The 26,288-nt window shown below is 63.0% G+C and carries 28 protein-coding genes; 24 read left to right on the top strand and 4 right to left on the bottom strand.

Annotation, left to right across the window (positions count from 1 at the left end):
• The first annotated feature begins 42 nt into the window (after positions 1-42).
• Genes pocA through murB form a run of 7 tightly spaced genes read left to right on the top strand, consistent with a single transcriptional unit; the run spans position 43 to position 4,580 of the window.
• Positions 43-675, top strand: a complete 633-nt coding sequence (gene pocA, locus NAV27_RS07975; protein ID WP_102828861.1) for a flagellar polar localization protein PocA — start codon at positions 43-45, stop codon at positions 673-675.
• On the top strand, positions 672-1,100 hold the full coding sequence (gene pocB / locus NAV27_RS07980; RefSeq protein WP_043299366.1) for a flagellar polar localization protein PocB: 429 nt from the start codon (positions 672-674) through the stop codon (positions 1,098-1,100). Before pocA ends, pocB begins: the two co-directional genes overlap by 4 nt.
• Positions 1,100-2,104 carry a tetraacyldisaccharide 4'-kinase gene (lpxK, locus tag NAV27_RS07985; protein WP_043299369.1) on the top strand — a complete coding sequence of 335 codons (1,005 nt, stop codon included), beginning with the start codon at positions 1,100-1,102 and terminating at the stop codon, positions 2,102-2,104. Before pocB ends, lpxK begins: the two co-directional genes overlap by 1 nt.
• Positions 2,105-2,150: 46 nt before the next feature.
• On the top strand, positions 2,151-2,336 hold the full coding sequence (locus NAV27_RS07990) for a Trm112 family protein (protein ID WP_008570668.1): 186 nt from the start codon (positions 2,151-2,153) through the stop codon (positions 2,334-2,336).
• Positions 2,333-3,097, top strand: a complete 765-nt coding sequence (kdsB, locus tag NAV27_RS07995; protein ID WP_102828862.1) for a 3-deoxy-manno-octulosonate cytidylyltransferase — start codon at positions 2,333-2,335, stop codon at positions 3,095-3,097. The genes NAV27_RS07990 and kdsB overlap by 4 nt, the downstream gene beginning before the upstream one ends.
• Positions 3,098-3,099: 2 nt before the next feature.
• Positions 3,100-3,564 carry a low molecular weight protein-tyrosine-phosphatase gene (locus NAV27_RS08000; RefSeq protein ID WP_102828863.1) on the top strand — a complete coding sequence of 155 codons (465 nt, stop codon included), beginning with the start codon at positions 3,100-3,102 and terminating at the stop codon, positions 3,562-3,564.
• A complete protein-coding gene (gene murB, locus NAV27_RS08005) occupies positions 3,561-4,580 on the top strand; it encodes a UDP-N-acetylmuramate dehydrogenase (protein WP_102828864.1) in 1,020 nt (339 codons plus the stop codon). The genes NAV27_RS08000 and murB overlap by 4 nt, the downstream gene beginning before the upstream one ends.
• A 10-nt stretch (positions 4,581-4,590) precedes the next feature.
• On the opposite strand, the gene NAV27_RS08010 is transcribed toward murB, so the two are convergent.
• Positions 4,591-6,195 (bottom strand): FMN-binding glutamate synthase family protein, encoded by a 1,605-nt coding sequence (locus NAV27_RS08010; RefSeq protein ID WP_102828865.1) that lies wholly within the window; start codon positions 6,193-6,195, stop codon positions 4,591-4,593.
• 155 nt (positions 6,196-6,350) lie between these two features.
• A complete protein-coding gene (gene rne, locus NAV27_RS08015; RefSeq protein ID WP_197931604.1) occupies positions 6,351-9,365 on the bottom strand; it encodes a ribonuclease E in 3,015 nt (1,004 codons plus the stop codon).
• 556 nt (positions 9,366-9,921) lie between these two features.
• On the opposite strand from rne, the gene rluC reads away from it, so the two are divergent.
• Genes rluC through sppA form a run of 3 tightly spaced genes read left to right on the top strand, consistent with a single transcriptional unit; the run spans position 9,922 to position 12,527 of the window.
• Positions 9,922-10,875 (top strand): 23S rRNA pseudouridine(955/2504/2580) synthase RluC, encoded by a 954-nt coding sequence (gene rluC, locus NAV27_RS08020; RefSeq protein WP_102828867.1) that lies wholly within the window; start codon positions 9,922-9,924, stop codon positions 10,873-10,875.
• The gene (locus tag NAV27_RS08025) at positions 10,868-11,554 is read left to right on the top strand and encodes an HAD-IA family hydrolase (protein WP_102828868.1); all 687 of its coding nucleotides are present in this window, start codon (positions 10,868-10,870) and stop codon (positions 11,552-11,554) included. Before rluC ends, NAV27_RS08025 begins: the two co-directional genes overlap by 8 nt.
• Entirely contained in the window at positions 11,544-12,527 is a 984-nt protein-coding gene (gene sppA, locus NAV27_RS08030) for a signal peptide peptidase SppA (RefSeq protein ID WP_102828869.1), read from the top strand. Before NAV27_RS08025 ends, sppA begins: the two co-directional genes overlap by 11 nt.
• A gap of 11 nt (positions 12,528-12,538) precedes the next feature.
• Here the strand turns inward: sppA and NAV27_RS08035 are convergent, their stop codons facing one another.
• On the bottom strand, positions 12,539-13,117 hold the full coding sequence (locus NAV27_RS08035; protein ID WP_102828870.1) for a Maf family protein: 579 nt from the start codon (positions 13,115-13,117) through the stop codon (positions 12,539-12,541).
• A gap of 105 nt (positions 13,118-13,222) precedes the next feature.
• Here NAV27_RS08035 and NAV27_RS08040 point away from each other — a divergent pair, with 105 nt between their 5' ends.
• The 14 genes from NAV27_RS08040 (at position 13,223) to NAV27_RS08105 (ending at position 24,933) form a co-directional block, all read left to right on the top strand.
• Complete coding sequence (locus NAV27_RS08040) at positions 13,223-13,750, top strand: YceD family protein (protein WP_102828871.1); 528 nt, start codon at positions 13,223-13,225, stop codon at positions 13,748-13,750.
• 12 nt (positions 13,751-13,762) lie between these two features.
• A complete protein-coding gene (gene rpmF / locus NAV27_RS08045) occupies positions 13,763-13,945 on the top strand; it encodes a 50S ribosomal protein L32 (protein WP_008570655.1) in 183 nt (60 codons plus the stop codon).
• A 3-nt stretch (positions 13,946-13,948) separates the two neighbouring features.
• Positions 13,949-14,998, top strand: coding sequence for a phosphate acyltransferase PlsX (gene plsX, locus NAV27_RS08050; protein WP_102828872.1), 1,050 nt, complete (start codon positions 13,949-13,951; stop codon positions 14,996-14,998).
• A gap of 63 nt (positions 14,999-15,061) precedes the next feature.
• Positions 15,062-16,000 (top strand): ACP S-malonyltransferase, encoded by a 939-nt coding sequence (gene fabD / locus NAV27_RS08055; RefSeq protein ID WP_102828873.1) that lies wholly within the window; start codon positions 15,062-15,064, stop codon positions 15,998-16,000.
• Between the two features lie 14 nt (positions 16,001-16,014).
• On the top strand, positions 16,015-16,758 hold the full coding sequence (gene fabG / locus NAV27_RS08060; RefSeq protein ID WP_043299393.1) for a 3-oxoacyl-ACP reductase FabG: 744 nt from the start codon (positions 16,015-16,017) through the stop codon (positions 16,756-16,758).
• A gap of 190 nt (positions 16,759-16,948) precedes the next feature.
• Entirely contained in the window at positions 16,949-17,185 is a 237-nt protein-coding gene (gene acpP, locus NAV27_RS08065) for an acyl carrier protein (protein ID WP_003283670.1), read from the top strand.
• Positions 17,186-17,363: 178 nt separating this feature from the next.
• Positions 17,364-18,608 (top strand): beta-ketoacyl-ACP synthase II, encoded by a 1,245-nt coding sequence (gene fabF, locus NAV27_RS08070; protein ID WP_102828874.1) that lies wholly within the window; start codon positions 17,364-17,366, stop codon positions 18,606-18,608.
• Positions 18,605-19,426 carry an aminodeoxychorismate lyase gene (gene pabC / locus NAV27_RS08075; protein WP_102828875.1) on the top strand — a complete coding sequence of 274 codons (822 nt, stop codon included), beginning with the start codon at positions 18,605-18,607 and terminating at the stop codon, positions 19,424-19,426. Before fabF ends, pabC begins: the two co-directional genes overlap by 4 nt.
• Complete coding sequence (mltG, locus tag NAV27_RS08080) at positions 19,423-20,490, top strand: endolytic transglycosylase MltG (RefSeq protein ID WP_008570644.1); 1,068 nt, start codon at positions 19,423-19,425, stop codon at positions 20,488-20,490. Before pabC ends, mltG begins: the two co-directional genes overlap by 4 nt.
• Positions 20,487-21,119: a dTMP kinase gene (gene tmk / locus NAV27_RS08085; RefSeq protein ID WP_102828876.1), complete on the top strand. Its 633-nt coding sequence runs from the start codon at positions 20,487-20,489 to the stop codon at positions 21,117-21,119. The genes mltG and tmk overlap by 4 nt, the downstream gene beginning before the upstream one ends.
• Positions 21,112-22,098, top strand: coding sequence for a DNA polymerase III subunit delta' (locus NAV27_RS08090; protein WP_102828877.1), 987 nt, complete (start codon positions 21,112-21,114; stop codon positions 22,096-22,098). The genes tmk and NAV27_RS08090 overlap by 8 nt, the downstream gene beginning before the upstream one ends.
• A 51-nt stretch (positions 22,099-22,149) precedes the next feature.
• On the top strand, positions 22,150-22,506 hold the full coding sequence (locus NAV27_RS08095; RefSeq protein ID WP_008570640.1) for a PilZ domain-containing protein: 357 nt from the start codon (positions 22,150-22,152) through the stop codon (positions 22,504-22,506).
• Between the two features lie 84 nt (positions 22,507-22,590).
• Positions 22,591-23,376 (top strand): TatD family hydrolase, encoded by a 786-nt coding sequence (locus tag NAV27_RS08100; protein WP_102828878.1) that lies wholly within the window; start codon positions 22,591-22,593, stop codon positions 23,374-23,376.
• 162 nt (positions 23,377-23,538) lie between these two features.
• Positions 23,539-24,933: an amino acid permease gene (locus NAV27_RS08105; protein ID WP_008570638.1), complete on the top strand. Its 1,395-nt coding sequence runs from the start codon at positions 23,539-23,541 to the stop codon at positions 24,931-24,933.
• Between the two features lie 202 nt (positions 24,934-25,135).
• On the opposite strand, the gene NAV27_RS08110 is transcribed toward NAV27_RS08105, so the two are convergent.
• A complete protein-coding gene (locus NAV27_RS08110) occupies positions 25,136-26,269 on the bottom strand; it encodes an aminotransferase class V-fold PLP-dependent enzyme (protein WP_037020850.1) in 1,134 nt (377 codons plus the stop codon).
• Positions 26,270-26,288 lie beyond the last annotated feature (19 nt).

The following is a 26,288-nucleotide window of genomic DNA, read 5'->3' on the forward strand; positions in this document are numbered from 1 at the left end:
CTATGCTAGAGTGGCGCCACTTTTTCGAGGGGGATTCGTCTCGTGTGGGAGCTGGTCAAAGCGGGCGGCTGGATAATGCTGCCGATCATTCTGTGTTCAATCGTCGCCGCCGCGATCATCGCCGAGCGGCTGTGGACGCTGCGTCCGAGCCGTGTCACGCCGCCGCATCTGCTCGGTCAGGTGTGGAAGTGGATCAAGGAAAAGAAACTCAGCAACCAGCAGCTCAAGGAGCTGCGCGCCGATTCGCCGCTGGGCGAGATCCTCGCCGCCGGGCTGGCCAATTCCAAGCGCGGCCGCGAGATCATGAAAGAATGCATTGAGGAAGCCGCGGCCCGTGTGGTGCATGACCTGGAGCGCTATCTCAATGCGCTGGGCACGATTGCCGGCATCGCGCCATTGCTCGGTCTGCTGGGTACCGTGCTGGGTATGATCGAGATCTTCAGCGCCTTCATGGGGTCGGGCATGGCCAATGCGCCGCAACTCGCCGGCGGGATCGCCAAGGCGCTGATCACTACCGCGGCGGGCCTTATCGTGGCGATTCCGGCACTGTTTTTCCATCGCTTCCTGTTGCGTCGCGTCGATGAGCTGGTGGTCGGCATGGAGCAGGAGGCTATCAAGCTGGTCGAGGTGGTCCAGGGCGACCGCGATGTCGATCTGGACGAGGGCAAGGCGTGAAATTCCGGCGCAAACCGCGGGAGAATGTCGAAATCGGCCTGGCGCCGCTGATCGACGTGGTCTTCATCCTGCTGCTGTTTTTCGTGGTTACCACCACCTTCACTCGCGAGACACAACTGCAGGTGGATCTGCCGGAAGCGGCCAGTGGCACGCCGCCGGAGCAGACCGAAGTCAAGCAGCTGGAAGTCGTCATCGATGTTGACGGCAACTATTCGCTCAACGGCAAGGCTCTGCTCAAGAGCGACCTGAATTCGCTGATGGCGGCGTTGAGCAAGGAGGCTGAGGGCGACAACAGCCTGCCGATGATCATCAGCGCGGACGGCAAGACGCCCCATCAGGCGGTAATCACCGCGATGGATGCCGCCGGCAAGCTTGGCTTCGCACATCTGCGCATCACCACCGTCGAGGCGCAGGCGGCGCCTTGATGTCGTTCGCCGAGCGGCTGCAACGCGCCTGGTATCGCGGGCATCCCGCACTGCACCTGCTGGCACCGCTGGAGGCGCTTTATCGGGCGGTTGTCGAACGCAAGCGTCGGCGCTTCCTGGCCGGGCAGGGCGACAGCTACCGGGCGCCGGTGCCGGTCATCGTGGTCGGCAATATCACGGTCGGGGGTACCGGCAAGACACCGCTGATCCTCTGGTTGATCGAGCATTGCCGTGCGCGTGGTCTGCGGGTCGGGGTAGTCAGTCGCGGTTACGGCGCGACCCCGCCGACGGTGCCGTGGCGAGTGCGGGCGGAGCAGGCGGCGAGTGAAGCGGGCGACGAACCCCTGCTGATCGTGCAGCGAACCGCCGTACCACTGATGATCGATCCTGACCGCGCCCGCGCCGTGCGTGCACTGCTGGCAAGTGAGCCGCTGGATCTGATCCTGTCCGACGACGGCCTGCAGCACTATCGTCTGGCGCGCGATCTGGAGCTGGTGCTGATCGATGCCGCACGCGGGCTCGGCAACCGTCGCTGCCTGCCGGCAGGGCCCCTGCGCGAACCGGCCGAGCGCCTGCGGACGGTGGATGCGGTGTTGCTCAATGGCGCGCAGGCGGATGCTCCAGAAGGCTATGCCTTCCGTCTGCGGCCTTCGGCGCTGATCGAGCTGCACAGCGGCGAGCACTGGCCACTCGACCATTTTCCGCCGGGGCAGAGGCTTCACGCCGTCGCAGGTATCGGCAATCCGCAGCGTTTCTTCTCCACGCTCGAGGCGCTACACTGGCGCCCGATTCCGCACGCCTTCGCCGATCATGCCGCCTACAGCACGCAGCAGCTGCAGTTCGCTCCCGAGCTGCCGCTGGTAATGACCGAGAAGGATGCGGTGAAATGCCGGGCGTTCGCGCCCCCGGGCTGGTCCTATCTGCAGGTCGAGGCAGCGCCCTCGGCGGCGTTCGTGACCTGGTTTGACGAACAACTGGCCCGACTGCTGCCCGCTCACTCATAAGCCGTCCGATCTGCCGATGCAGTCGGCTGCTTTCCAAGGACTGCGCATGGACACCAAACTCCTCGATATTCTGGCCTGCCCGCTGTGCAAGGGGCCGCTGAAGCTGGCCGACGACAAATCCGAACTGATCTGCAAGGCCGACGGCCTGGCCTTCCCGGTGCGCGACGGTATTCCGGTGATGCTGGAAGGGGAAGCTCGTACCCTCGACGTGGATGAGCGTCTGGACAAATGAGCACCCCCTACACCGTGGTGATTCCGGCTCGCTATGCCTCCAGCCGCCTGCCGGGGAAGCCGCTGCAAGATATTGTCGGCAAGCCGATGATCCAGCACGTCTGGGAGCAGGCCAGCCGCAGCGCAGCGCAGCGTGTAGTGGTGGCGACCGACGACGAGCGGATTCTCAGCGCTTGCGCCGCCTTCGGTGCCGAGGCTGTGCTGACGCGCATCGAGCACAATTCCGGGACCGACCGCCTGGCCGAAGTGGCTGGTCTGCTCGGTCTGGGTGCCGAGGCCATCGTCGTCAACGTGCAGGGCGATGAGCCACTGATCCCGCCGGCGGTCATCGACCAGGTTGCGGCGAATCTGGCGGCGCATCCTGAGGCGGCGATCGCGACCCTGGCCGAGCCGATCACCGATGCGACGACGCTGTTCAATCCAAACGCGGTGAAGGTGCTGGCGGATATCAACGGTCTCGCTCTGACCTTCAGCCGCGCCCCGCTACCGTGGGCGCGTGATGCCTTCGCGCAGAACCGCGAGGCATTGCCGCAAGGCGTGCCGTACCGCCGGCACATCGGCATCTATGCCTATCGCGCCGGGTTCCTGGCCAACTTCGTGGCCTGGGGGCCGTGCTGGCTGGAGAACACCGAATGCCTTGAGCAGCTGCGGGCACTTTGGCATGGCCAGCGTATTCACGTCGCCGATGCCATCGAGGCGCCGCCGGCGGGAGTGGATACGCTGGAGGACCTCGAGCGGGTCCGGCGTCTGCTGGGACATTAAGCATGAAAGTGCTGTTCGTCTGCATGGGCAACATCTGCCGCTCGCCGACTGCCGAGGGCGTGTTTCGTCACCATGTGCAGCTGGCCGGTTTGCAGGATCGGCTCCAGATCGATTCGGCCGGTACTGACGACTGGCATGTCGGCAAGTCGCCAGACAGCCGGACTCGCCAGGCGGCGCGGCGTCGTGGCTATGACCTCGACACGCTGCGTGCGCGCCAAGTAGAGGTTGAGGACTTCCGTCGCTTCGACCTGATCCTGACCATGGATCACGACAATCTGGCGCGTCTGCAAGTGCTGCGTCCGGCGGATGCGACCGCCGAGCTCGACTTGTTCCTGCGTCGCTACGGTGTGGCGGGCGATGTGGTGCCCGACCCCTACTACGGCGGTGCGGATGGGTTCGAGCAAGTGCTCGACCTGATCGAACAGGGCTCGCAAGCGCTGCTTACAGAAGTTCGGGAGCGCCTGTGAACCTGCGGGTCGACACGTGGCGCTCGCTCAAGCCGTTCAACACCTTTGCCGTCGAGCAGCGTGCCCGCCTGTTTGCCGAGGCGAATGACGATGCCGAGGTCCGTCAGGCGCTGGCGCTCGCGACGCGACACGACCTGCCCCTGCTGGTGCTTGGTGGTGGCAGCAACCTGCTGCTGACACGCGATGTCGAGGCGCTGGTGCTGCGCATGGCCAGTCGAGGCAAGCGCATCGTGGCGGAGCAGGACGGCAGCGTGCTGGTAGAGGCCGAAGCGGGCGAGCCATGGCATCCCTTCGTGCTCTGGACGCTGCAGCAGGGCCTGGCTGGACTGGAGAACCTCAGCCTGATTCCCGGCACCGTGGGGGCGTCGCCGATCCAGAACATCGGCGCCTACGGCGTGGAGATCGGCGATGTGCTGGCGGGCATCACCGCGCTGGATTGCGAGACGGGCGCGCTGCGCGACTTCAGTCAAGCCGAGTGTGCCTTCGGTTACCGTGACAGCCTGTTCAAGCGGCAGCCGGGTCGCTACGTGATCCTGCGGGTGCGCGTGCGGCTGCAACGGCAGGCTTCCCTGCATCTGGAGTACGGGCCGATCCGGCAGCGCCTGGCGGAGCAGGGCATCATCGCGCCGACGGCGCTGGATGTCAGTCAGGCGGTCTGTGCCATTCGCCGTGAGAAGCTGCCGGACCCGAGCGAACTGGGCAATGCTGGCAGTTTCTTCAAGAACCCGCTGGTGTCGGCGGAGCTGGCCGAGCGGCTGCGCGCTGCCCATCCGGGGTTGGTCGCCTATCCTCAGGCGGACGGTCAGGTCAAGCTCGCCGCTGGTTGGCTGATCGAACGGGCCGGCTGGAAGGGCTACCGCGAAGGCGACGTGGGGGTGCATCGTTTGCAGGCGCTGGTGTTGGTCAACTATGGCCAGGCCACGGGCGCGCAGCTGCTGCAGCTGGCGCAGCGTATCCAGAGCGATATCGCCAGCCGATTCGGGGTGGCGCTGGAGATCGAGCCGAACGTCATCTGATCCGCTCGCGTCACGTGAGTCTCGGCTCGAAGCTTTCCGCCTGCGCCATTCGCCACATCCGCGGATAGAAGTCACCCTGCAGGTTTTCCGCCAGCAGCTCCCCGGGTGCGAGGAAGGTGTGCAGCTGAGAGAACAACTTGATCTCGGTGGCTGACATCCGGCGTACCAGGTGCTTGGCCTCCAGTTCGCTTGGGTGCGACAGCCCGGCCGCGGCAAGCATTTCGGCCAGCGCCTTGAGCGTATTGCGATGGAAATTGTGCACTCGCTCCGCCTTGTCCGGCACCACCAGTGCGCGCTGACGCAGTGGGTCCTGGGTGGCCACGCCGGTGGGGCACTTGTTGGTGTGGCACGACTGCGACTGGATACAGCCGATGGCGAACATGAAGCCGCGTGCCGAGTTGGCCCAGTCGGCGCCGATGGCCAGCACGCTGGCGATATCGAAAGCGCTGACGATCTTGCCGCTGGCGCCCAGTTTGATGTGTTCGCGCAGGTGCAGGCCGACCAGCGTGTTGTGCACGAACAGCAGGCCTTCGCGCAGCGGTACGCCGATGTGATTAGTGAACTCCAGCGGTGCCGCGCCGGTGCCGCCTTCCTTGCCATCGATCACGATGAAATCCGGCAGGATGCCGGTCTTGAGCATGGCCTTGGCGATTGCCATGAACTCCCACGGGTGGCCGAGGCACAGCTTGAAGCCCACCGGCTTGCCGCCGCTCAGCTCGCGCAACTGAGCGATGAATGCCAGCAGCTCCAGCGGCGTGGAGAAGCTGCCGTGGCTGGCCGGTGATACGCAGTCCTGGTCCATCGGCACGCCACGTGTCGCGGCGATCTCCGCAGTGATCTTGTGCCGCGGCAGAATGCCGCCGTGGCCCGGCTTGGCACCCTGGCTCAGTTTCACCTCGATCATCTTCACCTGTGGATCCACGGCCTGCTGGGCGAAGCGTTGCGGATCGAAGCGCCCCTGTTCGTCGCGGCAGCCAAAGTAACCGCTGCCCAGTTCCCAGATCAGATCACCGCCGTACTCGCGATGATAACGGCTGATGCTGCCTTCGCCGGTGTCGTGGGCGAAGTTGCCGAGCTTGGCGCCACGATTGAGCGCACGGATCGCGTTGGCGCTGAGAGAGCCGAAGCTCATCGCGGAGATGTTGAAGATCGACGCGCCGTAAGGCTGGCGGCATTGCGGACCGCCGATGCTGACGCGAAAGCTTGATGGATCGCTGTGCGGCGCCGTGCGGATCGAATGGCCGATGAACTCGAAGCCGGCGCCATAGACGTCGCTGAGCGTGCCGAAGGGCTTGTCGGCCACTTCGTTCTTCGCGCGGGCGTACACCAGCGATCGCTGTGCCCGGGAAAAGGGCAGGGGATCGCTGTCGTTCTCCAGCAGGTACTGGCGAATTTCCGGGCGGATGGTCTCGATCAGGTAGCGCAGGTTGCCGAGGATCGGGTAGTTGCGTCGCACAGCCTGGCGGGGTTGCAGCAGGTCCAGCGTGCCGATGGCGCTCAGCAATGCCGTGACCAGGGTCAGCCCCCAGACCTTTTCGAGCCAGGGAAGGCTGAACAGGGTGAACAGCACGCAGAACGCGTAGAAGGCGTAACGGTTCATCAGCGACAGATTCATCGGCACCCTCGGGTTTGCGGAATCGCACGGCGCGTGGATGGTGCGCTGATGGCGAAATGCCGGCTATTGCGCTTTGGTCGGCTGGCCTTACTTGATCGCGCCGCCTGAACGAAAAAAGGGATGCCGAAGCATCCCTTTTTTCGTTTTGGCGTGGGTCAGGCCTGAGGCTTGTCCTTGTCGTCTTGCTCGCCTTGTTCAGGCAGCGGCGCCTGCTCGACTTCCGGCGCGGGCTCCGCGACAGCGTGTGGCTCGTGCGCCGACACAGCCTGCTCCGGTTCGCTCGGGGCTGCTTGCGGTTCAGGCTGTTCCGATGGCTGCACCTCTGCCTGTGTCTCGGTTTGCGGTGCGGCAATCTCGGGCTCGCTCACGACGATCTCTGCAGCGGCCAGCGGCTGCTGCGCGATGCTCGGAGCTTCTTGTTCGGCTTGCACCGGCGCCGCGGCAGCCAGTGCTGCAAGGCGCTCGGCTTCGCGCTGACGACGGCGTACCTCTCGCGGGTCGTTGGGTGCGCGACCACTGGGCGCGACTGCCGGTGCCGTTTGCTCGGCGCTCGGCTCGACCGGCGCAGGCGCTTCCGCCGCCGGCTCGACGACCGCAATTTCCGGCGTTTCCGCATTGGTTTCAGCTGCGACGGCCGGCTGCTCTTCAATAAGCGTCGCGGGGTGCTCGATCGCAGCTTGCGGTGCTTCTTCGGCGACAGTCGTACTCTCGATGACGGCTTCGGTCTCTGCAGCGGTGGCGACTTCGGCTGCCGACGACGTGTCGGCTTGCGGCTCCGCTTCGGCGCTTGCAACGATGGCGGCGGCCGTGGCAGCGACGGCGATGTCCTCGCTCTTCACCGGCGCGTTGTCTTCGCCTGCTTCGGCGATTTCGTTGCCATCGGCGTCACGCTGGCGCTCGCGACGATTGCTGCGGCGGCGCTGACCGCGGGAACGGCGACGGGGACGCTCGCCGTCGGTGGTTTCCTGGTCTTCCTCGGTGCTTTCCTCGTTCTGCTGCATCTCTTCCTCGCTGGGTACCGGCTCGGCACGCGGCTTGCGTTCCTCACGCGGTGGTCGAGGCTTGCGTTCGGTCAGCTCTTCGCTTGGAGTCTCCAGTGGGCTGGCTTCATCCAGCGGCGCGCGCAGTTCGCGCTTGCGCTCCTCGCGCGGCTGGCGTTCTTCACGCAGGCCGCGTTCACGGCGCGGCTGAGCTTCGGCGGTTTCGAGCTGCTCGCGCGGCTTGCGCTCCTCGCGAGGCGGTCGCGGCTGGCGTTCTTCGCGCGGTTGGCGCTCCTCACGGGAGGCGCGCTCTTCACGCGGCTTGCGTTCCTCACGCGGTGCGCGTTCCTCGTCGCGACCACGGCCGTCACGACGACGATTTTGCTGACGTCCGCTGCGACGCTCTTCATTGCGCGGCGTGCGATTGCCGGCCGGCTTGGTCTCGGCGGTAACGGCTGCTTTCGGCTCTTCCTGCTTGCCGGCGAACAAGCCGACCAGCGACTTGATCAGTCCCTTGAACAGGCTCGGCTCGGGCGTGGCGGCAGGGGCCGGTGCCTCGACGGCCGTCGTTGCGGCCGGTGCCGGAGCGGGTGTGCTGCGCTGCGGCGCGGTCTTCACCGCGGCCTCTTGACGTACCAATGTACGGGTCGAGCTGACCGGCTGGACTTCCTCGGCTTCGCTGTGGCTCATCTCGTAGCTGGCGTGGCCAGCGGCGATCTCCGGGCTGTCGTCACGCAGGCGCTGGACTTCGAAGTGCGGCGTTTCCAGGTGATCGTCCGGCAGGATGAAGATGCGCGCGCGGGTGCGCAGTTCGATTTTGGTGATGGCGTTGCGCTTTTCGTTGAGCAGGAATGCCGCGACCTGGAACGGCACACGGGCGCGGACTTCGGCGGTGCGGTCCTTCAGCGCCTCTTCCTCGATCAGGCGCAGAATTGCCAGCGACAACGACTCGACGTCGCGAATGATCCCCTGGCCGTTGCAGCGCGGGCAGACGATGCCGCTGGTTTCGCCGAGCGACGGGCGCAGGCGCTGGCGGGACATCTCCAGCAGGCCGAAGCGCGAGATGCGCCCGACCTGGATGCGCGCGCGGTCGGCTTCCAGCGCTTCGCGCATCTTCTCTTCGACGGCGCGCTGGTTTTTCGCCGGGGTCATGTCGATGAAGTCGATCACGATCAGACCGCCGATGTCGCGCAGGCGCAGCTGACGGGCGATTTCTTCGGCTGCTTCCAGGTTGGTCTGCAGCGCGGTTTCCTCGATATCGCCGCCCTTGGTGGCGCGCGCCGAGTTGATGTCGATGGATACCAGGGCTTCGGTCGGGTCGATGACGATGGAGCCGCCGGACGGCAGTTTCACTTCACGCTGGAAGGCCGTTTCGATCTGGCTTTCGATCTGGAAGCGGTTGAACAGCGGAACGGAGTCTTCGTACAGCTTGATCTTGCTGGCGTACTGCGGCATGACCTGCTGGATGAAGGAAAGCGCTTCGTCCTGGGCTTCGACGCTGTCGATCAGCACTTCGCCGATGTCCTGGCGTAGGTAGTCGCGGATGGCGCGGATGATGACATTGGATTCTTGGTAGATCAGGAACGGCGCAGCGCGGCCCTGCGAGGCGTCCTTGACCGCGGTCCACAGTTGCAGCAGGTAGTCCAGGTCCCACTGCAGCTCTTCGCTGGAACGACCCAGACCGGCGGTGCGCACGATCAGACCCATATCGGCCGGCACATTGATGCCGTTGAGCGCTTCACGCAGTTCGTTGCGCTCTTCGCCTTCGATGCGGCGGGAGATGCCACCCGCACGCGGGTTGTTGGGCATCAATACCAGATAGCGACCGGCGAGGCTGATGAAGGTGGTCAGAGCGGCGCCTTTGTTGCCGCGCTCTTCCTTTTCGACCTGGACGATGACTTCCTGGCCTTCCTTCAGCACTTCCTTGATGTTGACGCGGCCTTCAGGGGCCTTGGAGAAGTACTCGCGGGAAATTTCCTTGAGCGGGAGGAAGCCGTGGCGCTCGGCGCCGAAATCGACGAAGGCAGCTTCCAGGCTGGGTTCTACGCGGGTGATTTTGCCCTTATAGATGTTGGCCTTCTTCTGTTCGCGTGCACCGGACTCGATGTCCAGGTCGAACAGCCGCTGGCCATCGACCAGTGCGACACGCAACTCTTCGGGCTGAGTTGCGTTAATTAGCATTCTTTTCATGTAGTACCGTCGGTTTCCGTGGCGTCCGGAAACGGCGTTCGGCACACACGACTCTCGCGGTCGGTGTCAGGTGAGTCAGGAATGGTTGTAAGGCACTCCAGTGTCCAGCGATGAGCGGCCAGATGGGCCGGCGTCGCGACGACGTCTCCTGCTTTGCTGTCGGAACAGCAGCAAATGCTTGGGGAGGAGGAATCAGACATCGGTAGCGGACGATTGATGAAGCGTCTGTGAAAGCCCTTGCTACGCAAATCCGATGCTGTGCATCTCCACCCAACACGCATACTTCGAAAATCGGGTGCCGCTCGCAGAATCCAGGGAGCGGGTTGTCGATTGTCGCGATTCCCCAACCTGGGGGCACGCATCATGTCTTCAAGGCTTGTTTCGTATCCTCACCACATTGGGAAGATGCGCCGGACAGCCTCACGTCCTCGAACATTTTCCGATCAAGGTTGGCGATATCGCTGCATCCCATGATCCGGCCGCTTTTGGCGGCGTTCGCGACTATAGCAGCAATGTTTAAGTGCTTCAATTCCATGAAAATTGATATGATCTCGCGATGACCAATACCCCCTCCCAGACCTCCGGCGTGCAAATGCTCGAGGTCGCGCCGGAACTTGCCGGCCAGCGCATCGACAATTTTCTCCGCACCCAGCTAAGAGGCGTTCCCAAGACGCTGATCTACCGCATCCTGCGCAAAGGCGAGGTGCGGGTGAACAAGGGGCGGGTCAAACCCGAATACAAGCTGCAGGCGGGCGATCTGGTGCGCGTCCCGCCGCTGCGCCTGGCCGAACGCGACGAGCCCGAGCCGTTGGCGCAGGGCCTGCTCGAGCGGCTCGAGGCGGCAATCGTTTATGAAGATAAGGCGCTTATCGTGCTGAACAAGCCGGCCGGCATCGCGGTGCATGGCGGCAGCGGGCTCAGTTACGGCGTGATCGAGGCCTTGCGTCAATTGCGACCGGATGCCAAGGAGCTCGAGCTGGTGCATCGTCTGGATCGTGATACTTCCGGGCTGCTGATGGTCGCGAAGAAGCGCAGCATGCTGCGCCATCTGCATCAGGCACTGCGCGGCGATGGTGTAGACAAACGCTACATGGCGCTGGTGCGTGGTCGATGGGAAACCTCCAAGAAGCAGGTGAGTGCGCCGCTGCTGAAAAATACGCTGCGCTCTGGCGAGCGCATGGTCGAGGTGACCGAGGACGGCAAGGAGGCACTGACGCTGTTCCGAGTGCTACGCCGCTTCGGTGACTTCGCGACGCTCGTCGAGGCCCGGCCGGTGACCGGGCGCACCCATCAGATCCGCGTGCATGCCCGGCATGCCGGGCATAGCATCGCCGGTGACAGCAAGTACGGCGATGAAGAGTTCACCCGCGAGATTCGTGAACTTGGCGGCAAGCGACTGTTTCTGCACGCCTATGCGCTGCGGGTGCCGTTGCCGGATGGCGGCGAGCTGGCGCTGGAAGCGCCTGTGGACGAAGTCTGGACGCGGACGCTGGAGAAGCTCGGTGAGTAGATACGAGCTGCTGATCTTCGATTGGGATGGCACGCTGGTCGACTCCATCGGACGTATCGTCGAGTCGGTGCGGGTGGCTGCGCGTGCTTTCGATCTGCCGCCACGCGACGATGTTTCCATCAAGGCCATCATCGGCCTTGCGCTGACAGATGCGATTTCCACGTTGTATCCGCATATCGATGATCCCGTTCTGATCGACGAATTTCGTCGACGCTACAGCGAGCATTATCTGGCCCTGGAGGCGCAGCCTTCGGCCCTCTATCCCGGGGTTGCAAGCGCGTTGCAGGAATTTCGCGAGCGCGGGCACCTGTTGGCTGTCGCTACCGGCAAGGGGCGTAAGGGGCTGGATCGAGTGCTGGCCGGGCAGGGCTGGACGGAATTTTTCGATGTCACGCGCTGCGCCGACGAGACGGCGGGTAAGCCTGATCCACTGATGATCGAGGAGATTCTCGCGCATTGCGACATGCGCCCGGAGCAGGCGCTGATGATCGGTGACTCGGTTTTCGACCTGCAGATGGCGCAGCGCGCTGGTGTCGATAGCGTGGCGGTCGCTTACGGTGCGCAGCCGGTGGAGAAGCTTCAGGCGCACGGTCCGCGGCTGGTGATCAATCGTTTTGCAGAGCTGGCCACCTGGTTGGGTGAGCCGCAAAGTACTGAGGTGAATGAGCATGTCGGATGAATGGAAGGCGCCGATGAACGAGGGGCGTGACGAGCGCAGTAGCTGGAAGCTGCTGGAGAAAACGTTGCAGGCAGGTATTCAGGAGCAGCGGCGCGCCAGGCGCTGGGGCATCTTCTTCAAGCTGCTGACCTTCATTTATCTGTTCGGCGCGCTGATGGTGTTTTCGCCGGCGTGGCAGTTCGGCAAGGATAAGGCGGCGCGCGAAAGCCATACCGCCGTTATCAATGTGCGCGGCATGATTGCCGACGAGGAGTCCGCTAGTGCTGACAATATCGTTGGTGCTTTGCGTGCTGCGTTCGAGGATACGAATACCAAGGGCATCGTTCTGCGTATCAACAGTCCAGGCGGTAGCCCGGTACAGTCGGGGTACGTTTACGACGAGATTCGCCGGTTGCGTGGCGAGTACCCGGCCATCAAGGTTTATGCGGTGATTACCGATCTGGGAGCGTCCGGCGCTTACTACATCGCCAGCGCAGCGGACGAGATCTATGCAGACAAGTCGAGTCTGGTTGGTTCTATTGGCGTGACGGCGGCGACTTTCGGTTTCGTCGAGGTCATGCAGAAGCTGGGTGTGGAGCGGCGCGTCTACACCTCGGGCGAGCACAAGGCATTCCTCGATCCGTTCCAGCCGCAGAAACCGGAGGAAACCGAGTTCTGGCGTGAGGTGCTGGCGACAACGCACCGACAGTTTATCGATAGCGTCAAGCGCGGGCGCGGTGATCGTCTGCAGGTGGCCGAGCATCCCGAGCTGTTCTCGGGCTTGGTTTGGTCGGGCGAGCAGGCGCTGGAGCTTGGTCTGATCGATGGCCTGGGCAGTACGGCGCATGTGGCGCGTGAGGTGATCGGCGAGCCAGAGTTGGTCGACTTCACCGTGAAGGAATCGCCGATCGATCGCTTCACCAAGAAGCTCGGCGCGGGCGTTGCCGAGCGGCTCGCGCTGCTGGTCGGTCTGCAGGGGTCAGCGTTGCGCTAGGTGGCCGCGTGTCAGGGTACTTCCACGCCCTCGGCCAGAAGCATGTCCACCAGACGAATCAGGGGCAGACCTACGAGGCTGGTAACGTCAGTGCCCTCGGTGGCGCGGAACAGGCTTATGCCCAGGCCCTCGGCCTTGAAACTGCCGGCGCAATCGTAGGGTTGCTCGAGCTGCAGATAACGCTCGATGCGCGCGTCGTCCAGTTCGCGGAAGTGGACTGTGAACGGAACGCAGTCGCTCTGAATGCGCCCGCTGCGACTATCGAGTAAGGCTAGGCCGGTGAGAAAGCGAACAGTGGTGCCGCTGGCAGCCTGCAGCTGACGTCTGGCTCGTTCGAACGTGTGGGGTTTGCCGAGGATGCTGTCGCCCAGTGTTGCTACCTGGTCGGAGCCGATGATCAGATGATCGGGGTGGGTTTCGGCGAGTGCTTGTGCCTTTTGGGCGGCCAGACGGCACACCAGTTGTTCGGCTGATTCGCCAGGATGTGGAGTTTCGTCGATGGCCGGGGCGCAGCTTGTGAAAGGCAGGCGCAGGCGTGAAAGCAGTTCCTGTCGGTACTTGGAACTCGAAGCAAGCAATAGTCGGCGCATGTGTCCTTCCTTTTATATATGGATGGGCAATTCTATGCGCGCGGTGTGGCCAGCGGGCTGAATTCCTTTGACAGTCATGGGGCGCATCCATAGAATGCCGCGCTTATGTTGAAAGGACCGATACCTCCGCACATTGATCCGCGCAAGCTTGCAGATCGGGCGGCTAGCCTGCAGGGCGAGCTAAGCCTGTCGCAGCTTCAGCGACTCGCTGAGTCTCTTGAAGATGATCAGGGTGTGGTGCGTGCCAGTTTTTCGTTCGGGCGCGACGAGCAGCGTACTGCGGTTATCCACAGCCAGCTCGATGTTGACGTCAAAATGATTTGCCAGCGTTGTCTGGAGCCGGTTGTTTTGCCCATTCACAGCGAATGCGACTACGCCGTTGTCAATGAGGGGGCGAGCAGCCAGCACCTGCCCAAGGGCTATGACGTGCTGGAAGTGGGAGAAGATTCGTTGGATCTGCTGGCGCTGGTCGAAGACGAGCTGTTGCTCGCTCTGCCGATTGTTCCACTCCATGATCCTGAAATTTGCCAGCCGCCGGTTGGGCCAGACGAGCCTGAGCCGAGTGAGGACGAGGTAACGCGGTCCAACCCGTTCAGCGTACTGGCGCAGTTAAAGCGTGACCCAAACGTTTAGGAGTTGATCCAAATGGCTGTTCAGCAGAACAAAAAATCCCGTTCCGCTCGCGACATGCGTCGTTCCCACGATGCTCTGCAGGCGAACGCTCTGTCCGTGGAAAAGAGCACTGGTGAAGTCCACCTGCGTCACCACGTTTCTCCGGACGGTTTCTACCGTGGTCGCAAGGTGATCGACAAGGGCGCTGACGAGTAATCCTTGTTCGCTCCGGTCATCGCGATCGACGCAATGGGCGGGGACTACGGTCCCCGTTGCATTGTTCCGGCCAGTCTGTCCTTGCTGGCTGACCTCCCCTCGCTGCATCTGGCTCTTGTCGGCCAATCTTCCCTTCTGGAACGCCTCATCGCCGAGCACTCATCGGTCGATCGCACACGTCTGCAGATCGTTGACGCCGAGGACGTTATCGGTATGGCCGAGCGTCCGGCGCAGGCTCTGCGCGGCAGATCGCAATCATCGATGCATGTTGCGCTGGAGCTCGTGCGCGAAGGGCGGGCGCAGGCCTGTGTCAGTGCTGGCAATACCGGTGCGCTGATGGCCTTGGCGCGGCAGGTGCTGAAAACCCTGCCAGGCATCGATCGCCCCGCGATGGTTACTGCCATCCCGACGCGCGCAAATCCCTGTTTACTGCTTGATCTTGGGGCAAACGTCGATTGCACTGCCGAGCAGTTGCAGCAGTTTGCGCTCATGGGGTCGGTTGCTGCACAGGCTTTGGGTACCGATCGCCCCCGCGTCGCCCTGCTGAACATCGGGATCGAAGAGATCAAGGGTAACCAGCAGGTCAAGCTTGCTGCCACGTTGTTGAAGCAGACGCAGGGGCTCAATTTCATCGGCTTCATCGAAGGTGATGGTCTATACCGCGGCGAAGCGGATGTCGTGGTGTGCGACGGCTTCGTCGGCAATGTTTTGCTCAAGTCCAGTGAGGGACTGGCGGAGATGGTGATCGCCAGGGTGGAGGCGCTTTTCCGGCGGTCGCTAGCGGCGCGCATCGTTGGCGGATTGGCTCTGCCGATGCTGCGTCAGTTGCGCACGGAGCTGCGGCCATCACGCTACAACGGCGCCAGTTTCCTTGGCCTTCAGGGGATTGTGGTAAAGAGTCATGGCAGCGCGGGGGAGGCTGGCTTCAGGTCGGCTATCCTGCGTGCGGCGGAGGATATTCAGCATGATCTGCCTGGCCATTTGCGCGAGCGCTTGGCGCAGGGGCTGGGGTCGGACAATGTGACTGCGTCCGGTAGTCGACCATCCAACTGAGATTCGCGACGCCTGTCCACGGGTGCGCGTATCAGACGAACAGAACCATAAGAGAGCTGCTTCATGTCCGCATCATTCGCTTTCGTCTTTCCTGGTCAGGGTTCGCAGTCGCTCGGCATGCTCGCCGAGTTGGCTGCCCGGCAGAGCCTCGTCATCGACACAATCGCCGAGGCCTCGGCGGCGCTCGGCTATGACATCTGGGCATTGATCCAGCAAGGTCCGGAAGAACAACTGAATCAGACCGACAAGACCCAGCCGGCCATCCTGGCTGCATCGGTGGCGCTGTGGCGTCTGTGGCTGGCCGAGGGTGGCGTACGTCCCGCCTTCGTCGCTGGGCACAGCCTCGGTGAGTATTCCGCGTTGGTCGCCGCGGGCAGTTTGCCGTTCGCCGAAGCGGTGAAACTGGTCGAACTGCGTGGTCAGCTGATGCAGCAGGCGGTGCCGGCTGGCATGGGTGGAATGGCGGCGATTCTGGGGCTCGAAGACGCTGACGTGCTGGCGGCCTGTGCCGAGGCGGCGCAGGGCGAAATCGTCAGTGCAGTGAACTTCAACGCTCCGGGGCAGGTTGTGATCGCCGGCAATGCGGCCGCCGTCGAACGCGCCATCGAGGCCTGCAAGGCACGTGGCGCCAAGCGTGCGATGGCGCTGCCCGTGAGTGTGCCTTCGCATTGTGAGCTGATGCGGCCCGCGGCCGAGCGCTTCGCAGATGCGGTTGCCGCTGTGGCTTGGCAGGCGCCGCAGATTCCGCTGGTCCAGAATGTCAGCGCAGCGGTCGTCGCCGATCTGCAAACGCTTCAGCGCGATCTCCTGGCTCAGCTCTACAGTCCGGTGCGCTGGGTTGAGTCGATGGTTGCGCTCAGCGAGCGCGGCGTGACGGATCTGGTCGAGTGCGGCCCCGGCAAGGTGCTGTCCGGGCTGAATAAGCGCTGCGTGAAGGGCATCAACACCTACAACCTCGATACCCCAGAAGCCTTCGCCGCCACCCGCGCTGCGCTGGCCTGATCAAGGAGAATGCTATGAATCTGCAAGGCAAGGTGGCGCTGGTCACTGGCGCTAGCCGTGGTATCGGCCAGGCCATCGCCCTGGAACTGGGGCGCCAGGGCGCCATCGTTATCGGCACGGCCACCACGCCGTCAGGTGCCGAGCGCATCGCCGAAACCCTGAAGGCGAATGGCATCGAAGGCGCCGGTCTGGTGCTCGACGTCGGCAATGACGAATCAGTCGCCAGTACGCTGGAACACATTCAGCAACATCTTGGGCAGCCGGCCATTCTGGTCAACAACGCCGGGATCACACGCGACAATCTGATGCTGCGGATGAAGGATGACGAGTGGTTCGACGTCATCAATACCAATCTCAACAGCCTGTACCGTCTTAGCAAGGCCGTGCTGCGCGGCATGACCAAGGCGCGCTGGGGACGCATCATCAACATCGGTTCGGTGGTGGGTGCAATGGGTAACGCGGGGCAGGTAAACTACGCCGCCGCCAAAGCCGGCCTCGAAGGATTCAGTCGTGCCCTGGCGCGTGAGGTGGGATCGCGGGGCATTACGGTCAACTCCGTGGCGCCGGGCTTCATCGATACCGATATGACGCGTGAGTTGCCTGAGGCCCAGCGTGATGCCTTGCTGGGACAGATCCCGCTGGGTCGTCTCGGTCAGGCTGAGGAAATCGCCAAGGTCGTTGCCTTTCTGGCTTCGGATGGCGCTGCTTATGTCACCGGTGCCACGGTTCCGGTGAACGGCGGCATGTACATGAGTTGAATGTGACGCCGGGCGTGACTCGGCAGTCATAATGACTGTTTTAATCGCTATAAGCTGCGAAACGTTTATAGACAGATGGTTGGAAGTGGGTTCATGCTTGCCCGCTTTCAGCTTGAAATGCGGAAAACGCTTTCTATACACTACCGCGCAGACCAGCTGCCTGCTTTTTCCATAGGAGTGAAAACAAGGTATGAGCACCATCGAAGAACGCGTCAAGAAAATCGTTGCCGAGCAACTTGGCGTTAAAGAAGAGGAAGTTACCAACAGCGCTTCCTTCGTCGAAGACCTGGGTGCCGACTCTCTTGACACCGTCGAGCTGGTGATGGCTCTGGAAGAGGAATTCGAGACCGAGATTCCGGACGAGCAAGCTGAGAAGATCACCACCGTTCAGGAAGCCATCGATTACATCAACGCGCACGCGCAGTAAGTTGTAGTCCTGCTTCGGAACTAGGAAAGCCGCACTGCCTTGCACGAGGTAGTGCGGCTTTTCTTTGAGAGTCGATTCGCGGTGCGGCGATGCATGTTCGCTGCAGCCGCGAGTGTTCCCGCACTCATCGGACTACCGGCGGGAGCTGAGCCAAACGTCAAGGTATAGGAGAATTGCTGTGTCGCGTAGACGCGTCGTGGTTACCGGTATGGGCATGCTATCGCCGCTGGGCAACGATGTGCCGAGCAGCTGGCAGGGTATCCTGACCGGCCGCAGCGGCATCGGCCTGATTGAGCACATGGATCTTTCCGCCTACTCCACGCGTTTTGGCGGTTCGATCAAAGGCTTCGAGGTTGAGCAGTACCTGCCGGCCAAGGAGGCACGCAAGCTCGACCTGTTCATCCAGTACGGCCTTGCAGCCAGCTTCCAGGCCGTTCGTGATTCCGGTCTGGAAATTACCGACGCCAACCGCGAGCGTATCGGCGTCGTCATGGGCTCCGGCATTGGCGGGCTGACCAATATCGAGAACAGCTGCAAAGCGCTGATCGAGCAGGGGCCGCGGCGTATCTCGCCGTTTTTCGTTCCCGGTTCGATCATCAACATGGTGTCCGGTTTCCTGTCCATCCACTTGGGGTTGCAGGGGCCGAACTACGCGATTGCTACAGCCTGCACTACGGGCACTCACTGCATCGGCATGGCGGCGCGCAACATCGCCTACGGTGAAGCGGATGTAATGGTTGCCGGCGGTTCCGAGATGGCGGCTAGCGGTCTGGGCATTGGCGGGTTTGCCGCTGCGCGCGCGCTGTCGACGCGTAACGATGATCCTGCCGCCGCCAGCCGTCCATGGGATCGGCAGCGTGATGGCTTCGTGCTGTCCGATGGTGCCGGCGCGCTGGTGCTCGAGGAGCTGGAGCATGCCAAGGCGCGCGGTGCGCACATCTATGCGGAGCTGATCGGTTTCGGTATGAGCGCTGACGCGTTCCACATGACCTCGCCGCCGGACGACGGCGCTGGGGCGGCACGCTGTATCCGCAACGCGTTGAACGATGCCCGACTCAACGCCGCCGAGGTGCAGTACATCAACGCTCACGGTACCTCTACCCCGGCGGGTGACAAGGCCGAGGCTGCGGCGATACGCAGCGTGTTCGGCGACCATGCCTACAAGCTGTCCGTGAGCTCGACCAAATCGATGGTTGGTCACCTGTTGGGGGCGGCTGGCGCGGTCGAGGCGATCTTCAGTGTGCTGGCGATTCGTGATCAGGTGGCGCCGCCGACCATCAATCTGGATGAGCCGGACGAGGGCTGTGATCTGGACTTCGTGCCTCACCAGGCGAAGCCGATGCCCATCGATGTGACGATTTCCAACTCGTTCGGTTTTGGCGGCACCAACGGTTCGCTGGTGTTTCGCCGGTTCGCTGAGTGAAATCCTGCTGGATCGACGGACAGCCTGCTACCGGGCTGCCCGTCGACGATCGCGGCTTGGCCTATGGCGACGGCCTGTTCGAGACGATCAAGGTCGTGCGCGGCAAGCCGCAGTTGCTCGAACGTCATCTGCAGCGGCTGGATGAGGGTTGTCGGCGGCTTGCTATCCCTCTCGATCTGCCGCTTGTCAGAGCAGAGCTACTGGCATTCTGCGGTGAACTCGACACTGGAGTGGCCAAACTTACGGTCACCCGTGGTGCCGGCCGCCGCGGCTATGCACCTCCGCATCCCTGCTCTCCGCGGCGCCTGCTGCTCGGCTCGTCACTGCCGGCCTATCCAGTACAAAACGGACAGACAGGCGTACGTCTGTTTCCCTGCGCGACGCGGCTTGCCGAGCAACCGCTGCTGGCGGGGCTCAAGCACCTCAATCGTCTGGAGCAGGTTCTGGCCCGGGCCGAGTGGCAGGATTCGGCCTATGCCGAGGGGTTGATGCGCGATAGCTCGGGACGGGTGATCGAGGGTGTCTTCAGCAATCTGTTTATCGTGCGCGACGGTGTATTGCTCACCGCAGCGTTGCAGCGCTGTGGTGTCGCTGGAGTGATGCGTGCGGAACTCATCGAATGCGCGCAGCAACTAGGAGTTGCCGTGGTCGAGCGCGACCTGACGTACGAGGAGCTGCTGGCGGCCGATGAGGTGTTGCTGTGCAACAGTCTCTACGGCATCTGGCCGGTGGTGGCGTTGGCCGGGCATACCTGGCCGGTGGGCGTTCTGACCCGTAAACTGCAAGCGGCCATAGCCGACCTGTCGAGTGTCTCGTGATTCGTAAACTTCTCATTTCGCTTGGGCTGGTCGCGTTGCTGGCGCTCGCCGGCCTCGGACTCTTTGCCTGGAAGCAGTACTCCGCGCTGGAACAGCCGTTGGCGCTGGAGGAGCTGCAGTTGCTCGACGTCCAGTCCGGCGACACGCCCAGTGGCGTATTCCAGCGGTTGGAGACGCAGGGCTTGTTGCGTGATTCGTTCTGGCTGCGTGTTTACTGGCGGTTGAACCTGTCCGGTCAAAGCCTGCACAGCGGCGAATACAGGCTGACGCCCGGCATGAGCGCGCGCGACCTGATCGGGCTCTGGCAACGCGGCGAGGTGGAGCAATACAGCCTCACCTTGGTAGAGGGCTGGAATTTCCGTCAGCTGCGCGCTGCCCTCCAGGCGCAGCCGAAACTGCAGCAGACCCTGCAAGGGCTCGCGGATGCAGAGGTCATGGCGCGTCTGGGGCAGCCCGGTCTGCATCCTGAGGGACGCTTCTTTCCCGATACCTATCGTTTTACCCGGGGTACCAGCGACCTCGACTTGCTGAAACAGGCCTACACGCGCCTGGAGCAGGTGCTCGCGGAAGAATGGCAGCAGCGCGCGCAAGGACTGCCTTACCAGGACGCCTATCAGGCGTTGATCATGGCCTCGATCATCGAGAAGGAAACCGGAGTGCCGCAGGAGCGCGGCGAAATCGCGGGTGTATTCGTGCGTCGCCTCGCACGCGGCATGTTGCTGCAGACCGATCCCACGGTGATCTATGGCATGGGTGAGAGCTATCGCGGGCGCATCAGCCGCAACGACCTGCGCCGGCCGACGCCTTACAACACGTATACCACCGCCGGTCTGCCGCCGACGCCGATTGCGATGGTTGGGCGCGAGGCGATTCACGCCGCGCTGCATCCGAAGGAGGGGCGCAGTCTCTACTTCGTCGCACGCGGCGATGGCAGCCACGTCTTCAGCGACACCCTCGACGAGCACAATCGCGCGGTACGTCAGTATCAACTCAACCGGCGAGCCGACTATCGGTCCAGCCCGGCACCTCAACCGGCCCCGAGCACCAGCGAGCAAGCACAGTGACAGGACTTTTCATCACCCTGGAAGGGCCGGAAGGCGCCGGCAAGAGCACCAATCGCGAATATCTGGCCGAGCGGCTGCGCGCTCGCGGGCTGGATGTGGTGCTTACCCGCGAACCCGGTGGTACGCCGCTGGCGGAGCGGATTCGTGAGCTGCTGCTGACGCCGGCCGATGAGCCGATGGCAGACGATACCGAGCTGTTGCTGGTCTTCGCTGCGCGCGCCCAGCATCTGGCACAAGTGATCCGCCCTGCGTTACAGCGTGGCGCCGTGGTGCTCTGCGACCGCTTCACCGATGCGACCTATGCGTATCAGGGGGGCGGCCGTGGCTTATCGGTGGAGCGGATTGCCCAACTTGAGAACTTCGTCCAGGGCGATCTGCGACCGGATTTGACGCTGATCTTCGATTTGCCTGTCGAGATTGGGCTCAGCCGCGCCGCTGCACGTGGCCGACTGGATCGCTTCGAGCAGGAAGGGCTGCGATTCTTCGAGGCGGTGCGCCAGGCCTATCTCGCGCGCGCGCATGCCAGCCCAGCACGCTATCGCGTGATCGATGCGGCGCAGCCTCTGATCCAGGTGCAGCAGGCCATCGATCTTCTCGTCCCCGAATTGCTGGGGCGCTTCGATGGGTGAGGTGCTGGCCTGGCAATGTGGGCTCTGGCAACAACTGGCGGGGCGCGCGCAACATGCTCATGCCTACCTGCTGCACGGTCCGCGCGGTATCGGCAAGCGGATGCTCGCCGAACAGTTCGCGGCGTCTCTGCTCTGCCAGAACCCCACCGCGGCGGGCGCCTGCGGCCGTTGCAAGGCCTGTCTGTTGCTGGCGGCACATACGCATCCGGATTACTACGTGCTCGAGCCGGAAGAAGTCGACAAGGCGATCCGTGTCGATCAGGTGCGCGATCTGGTCGGTTTCGTTACGCAGACGGCGCAGCTCGGCGGACGCAAGATAGTGCTGCTCGAGCCCGTCGAGGCGATGAACCTGAACGCCGCCAACGCCTTGCTCAAAAGTCTGGAAGAACCGTCGGGCGAGACGATTCTGCTGCTGGTCAGCCATCAGCCCAGTCGCCTGTTACCGACCATCAAGAGTCGTTGCGTGCAACAGGCCTGTCCACTGCCATCCCACCAGCAAAGCCTCGAATGGCTGGCGAGTCAGCTGCCCGAACTGGCCGCCGAACTGCGCGAGGAGTTGCTTGCGCTTGCCGGTGGCTCTCCGCTGCTGGCAGCGAAGCTGCACGGGCAATCGGTGTTGGAGCTGCGGGCGCAGGTGGTCGAGGGCGTGAAGAAGCTGCACAAGACGCAGCAGTCGCCGAGCCAGCTGGCGGAAAGCTGGAATGCCTTGCCGTTGGGGCTGCTATTCGACTGGTTTTGCGAATGGGCACACCTGATTCTTCGCTATCAGATGACCGGTGATGAAGCCGCGCTCGGCGCTGCCGATATGAACAAGGTCTTGCATTACCTCGGCCAGAAAGCTTCGCGCGAAAACGTCATGGCGTTGCAGGACTGGTTGCTGGCACAGCGGCACAAGGTGCTCGGCAAGGCCAACCTCAATCGTGTCCTGCTTCTCGAAGCATTGCTGGTGCAATGGGCAAGCCTGCCAGGGGCACGCTAGAATCCACCGGACGCGGCTTGCGCCGGAGCGTCAACAATCCTAGGAAATCGCATGAGCCTGCCAGCAAACCTCGGTCCGCGTAACGGCATTCTGTCCCTGACCATCAAGGACAAGTCTGTGCTGTATGCGGCCTTCATGCCCTTCATCAAGAACGGCGGATTGTTCATTCCGACGAACAAGAGCTACAAGCTCGGCGACGAGGTCTTCATGCTGCTCAATCTGATGGATGAGCCGGAGAAGATCCCGGTCGCCGGCAAGGTTGTGTGGATCACTCCCAAAGGCGCGCAGAGCAACCGCGCGGCGGGGGTCGGCGTGCAGTTCAATGACGGCGACGCCACGGCCCGCAACAAGATCGAGACCTATCTGGCCGGCGCGCTGAAATCCGATCGTCCGACCCATACCATGTGACCGGCGGGCGCGGCGCCTCCCCAAGCGTGCACGCGTTTACCTTACAATCGCCGCCTTTCCCAACCAGGCGATAAGCGATTTCCCATGCTGGTAGATTCCCACTGTCATCTGGATCGACTCGATCTCGCCGCTCATGGCGGTTCGCTCGATGCGGCTCTGGACGCGGCACGTGCGTGCGGTGTCGGACATTTTCTCTGCATTGGCGTCAGTGCGGACAATGCGGCCGCGGTCAAGGCCATCGCCGAGCGCCATGCCGATGTCGATTGCTCGATTGGCGTGCATCCGCTGGATCTGGAGCCGGAAGCGCAGCCGGCGCTGGATTGGCTGCTCGCTGAGCTGGCTCATCCGCGGGTGGCCGCCATTGGCGAAACCGGCCTCGATTACCACTACGAGCCGCAGGCTGGCGAGCGCCAGCGCGAGTCATTCCGACTGCATCTACAGGCTGCTCAGGTCACCGGCAAGCCGGTCATCGTGCATACCCGCGAAGCGCGTGCCGATACCCTGGCGCTGCTGCGCGAGGCCGCGTTGCCGCAGGCCGGTGTGCTGCACTGCTTCACCGAGGACTGGGACATGGCCAGAGCGGCGCTCGATCTGGGGTTCTACATTTCGCTGTCCGGAATCGTCACCTTTCGCAATGCGGACGCGCTACGCGACGTGGCGCGGCGGATACCGGCCGACCGCTTGCTGGTGGAAACCGATGCGCCGTACCTGGCACCGGTGCCTCATCGCGGCCAGCCCAACCTGCCGCAGTACGTGCGTGAGGTCGCGGAATTTCTCGCGCACTGGCGTGACGTACCCTTCGAGCGTTTTGCCGAACAGACCACGGCCAACTTCCGCCGCCTGTTCCCGCTGGCGCACGTCGCGCCTTGATTGCAGAGGGCTGCGTGGGCGTTCGGGCGTGTACAATGCGCGCCGCTTGTGCTCATGGCTCTGCGCCATCGAGCGTAATCCGATGCGTTGGCTACATGCTCGGAGTTTCGTCGCTGCCGACAGCGTGTCGGCGGCCCCACAACCGTCACAGAAGGTGACGCAATGACTCGCGACACACTGCATACCGGCCCGCTCCAGCGTGGCCTGAAGAATCGCCATATCCAGCTCATCGCGCTCGGTGGCGCCATCGGTACCGGCCTGTTCCTGGGATCGGCCGGGGTGCTGCGTAGCGCCGGTCCGTCGATGATCCTGGGCTACGCCATTGGCGGCCTGATTGCTTTCCTGATCATGCGTCAGCTCGGCGAGATGATCGTCGAGGAACCGGTCGCCGGCTCGTTCAGCCATTTCGCCCATCAATACTGGGGACCGTTCGCCGGCTTCATGTCGGGTTGGAACTACTGGGTGCTCTACGTTCTGGTAGGCATGGCCGAGCTGACGGCAGTCGGCAAATACGTGCAGTTCTGGTGGCCGGAAATACCCACCTGGGCGACGGCGGCAGCCTTCTTCGTACTGATCAACCTGATCAACCTGACCAACGTGAAGGCGTTCGGCGAGGCCGAGTTCTGGTTTGCGATCATCAAGGTCGCGGCGATCATCGGCATGATCATGCTCGGACTGTTCCTGCTGTTCAGCGGACAGGGCGGCGAGCAGGCGAGCATCAGCAACCTGTGGAGTCACGGCGGGTTCTTCCCCAACGGCATCCATGGTCTGGTCATGGCGCTGGCCATCATCATGTTCTCCTTCGGCGGACTGGAATTGGTGGGGATCACCGCTGCGGAGGCAGCCGACCCGAAAACGGTGATCCCGAAGGCGATCAACCAGGTCGTCTATCGGATTCTGATCTTCTACATCGGCGCGCTTACCGTGCTGCTGACGCTTTATCCGTGGGACAGTCTGCTGGAAACCCTGGGTTCGGCGGCCGACCCCTACAGCGGCAGCCCGTTCGTGCAGATCTTCTCGCTGATCGGCAGCGATACCGCCGCCCATCTGCTCAATTTCGTCGTGCTGACCGCCGCGTTGTCGGTTTACAACAGCGGCGTGTACTGCAACAGCCGCATGCTCTACGGCCTGGCCGAGCAGGGGGATGCTCCCCGCGCCTTGCTCAAGGTCAACCGACGTGGCGTACCCGTGCTGGCGATTGGCGTCTCGGCGGCGGTTACGCTGCTGTGTGTGCTGGTCAACTATCTGGCACCGCAGAATGCGCTCGAACTGCTGATGTCGCTGGTGGTGGCCTCACTGGTAATCAACTGGGCCATGATCAGCCTGGCGCACCTGAAATTCCGCAAGGCGATGCAGCAGCGCGGCGTCGAGCCGAGTTTCAAGGCATTCTGGTTCCCGTTCAGCAATTACCTGTGCCTGGCGTTCGTGGTCGGCATCCTGACGATCATGCTGTTCATCCCGGGTATCCGTTTGTCGGTGTACGCCATTCCGTTCTGGGTGGCCTTCCTCGGTCTGTGCTTTCAGATACGCCGCACGCGTATCGCCCGGACGGCCTAAAAAAACCCGGCTTCCCTGAACGGAGAGCCGGGTCAAGACCATTAGGAGTATGAGAGCGTGTTCCTCACGCTCTCAGCTGGTCAGGCAGTGGGGGGAATGCCTCACCAGTGCTCTCAAGTATTAGTCTGTTCGAAAGATTTCGCCGCCAATAGCGGCGATTTTGTTAAATCTATTTGGAATACATCCGCTGGCGATTCATCGCTCAAGCGCGTGCTAGGCGGGCGACCACCGCCAGGGTTTCATCGATGATCCGCGCCTCGGTGTAGAAGTGCGGTGAAAAGCGCACGCCGCCACCGCGCAGCGCGCACACGATCTGTTCGGCTTTCAGTTGCTCGAAAAGCGTTTGATTCGAGCCGCTGTCCAGGCGGAAGGTGACGATGCCGGAGCGACGTTCCCGAGTCCCGGGACTCAGAAGCTCGATGCCGTCGATGCCTTTCAGACCCTGGTGTAGCCAGTCGATACGCTCGGCCAGTCCGTTGGCAACCTGTGGCATGCCGATCTCCTCGAGCAGCGACAGGCTGGCATCCAGCGCCATCGCGCCAAGCATGTTCGGGCTGCCGCACTCAAAGCGCCGGGCGCTGTGGGCGGGCTCCCATTCGCTGCGCTCGTAGTCGCCGGCATGCTCGAGCATGTGCCAGCCGAATTCGTGCAGTGTGAGGCGCTCGCGCAGATCGCCACGGCAATAGAACACGCCAAGCCCCTCCGGTCCCAGCATCCACTTGTGTCCATCCGCCATCGCAAACGCGCAGCGGCTTTGTTGCACGTCGAAGGGCAGGGCGCCGATCTGCTGAATCGCATCGATACACAGCAGCACGCCCCGCTGCTCACAGCCTTCTCCCAGGCGCTGGAGGTCAAGACGCAGGCCGCTGGCATATTGCACGGCGCTGATGGCCATCAGACGTACCCGCGGGCCGCAGGCGGCGAGCAGGTCGGCTTCCGGATCGGCACCCTTGAGACTGACCTGGATGACCTCCACGCCTTGCGGGCGTAGCGCCTCCCAGACCACTCGGTTGGACGGAAACTCCTCATCGCTGATGATGATCTGGTCGCCGTGTTGCCAATCCAGGCCGAATGCCACGAACGACAGGGCTTCCGAGGTGTTCTTGACCAGCGCGATGTCCGCGCTGCCGGGCGCATTGAGCAGGCGCGCGAGGCGCTCGCGCAGGCGCTGTTCGGTTTCCAGCCATTGTGGATAGTCGCGGGCGCCGATGGTCATGTTCTGCTCGGCGAAGCGCGAGACGGCCTGCGCTGCCCGCCGAGGCCAAGGTGCGACGGCAGCATGGTTCAGGTATCTCAATCCGACCGGATGAGGAAATTCGTCACTGAATTGAATCATTGTTGGATGCCTCGTGCAT

Source organism: Stutzerimonas degradans (assembly GCF_024448505.1).
Taxonomy (GTDB): Bacteria; Pseudomonadota; Gammaproteobacteria; order Pseudomonadales; family Pseudomonadaceae; genus Stutzerimonas; species Stutzerimonas degradans.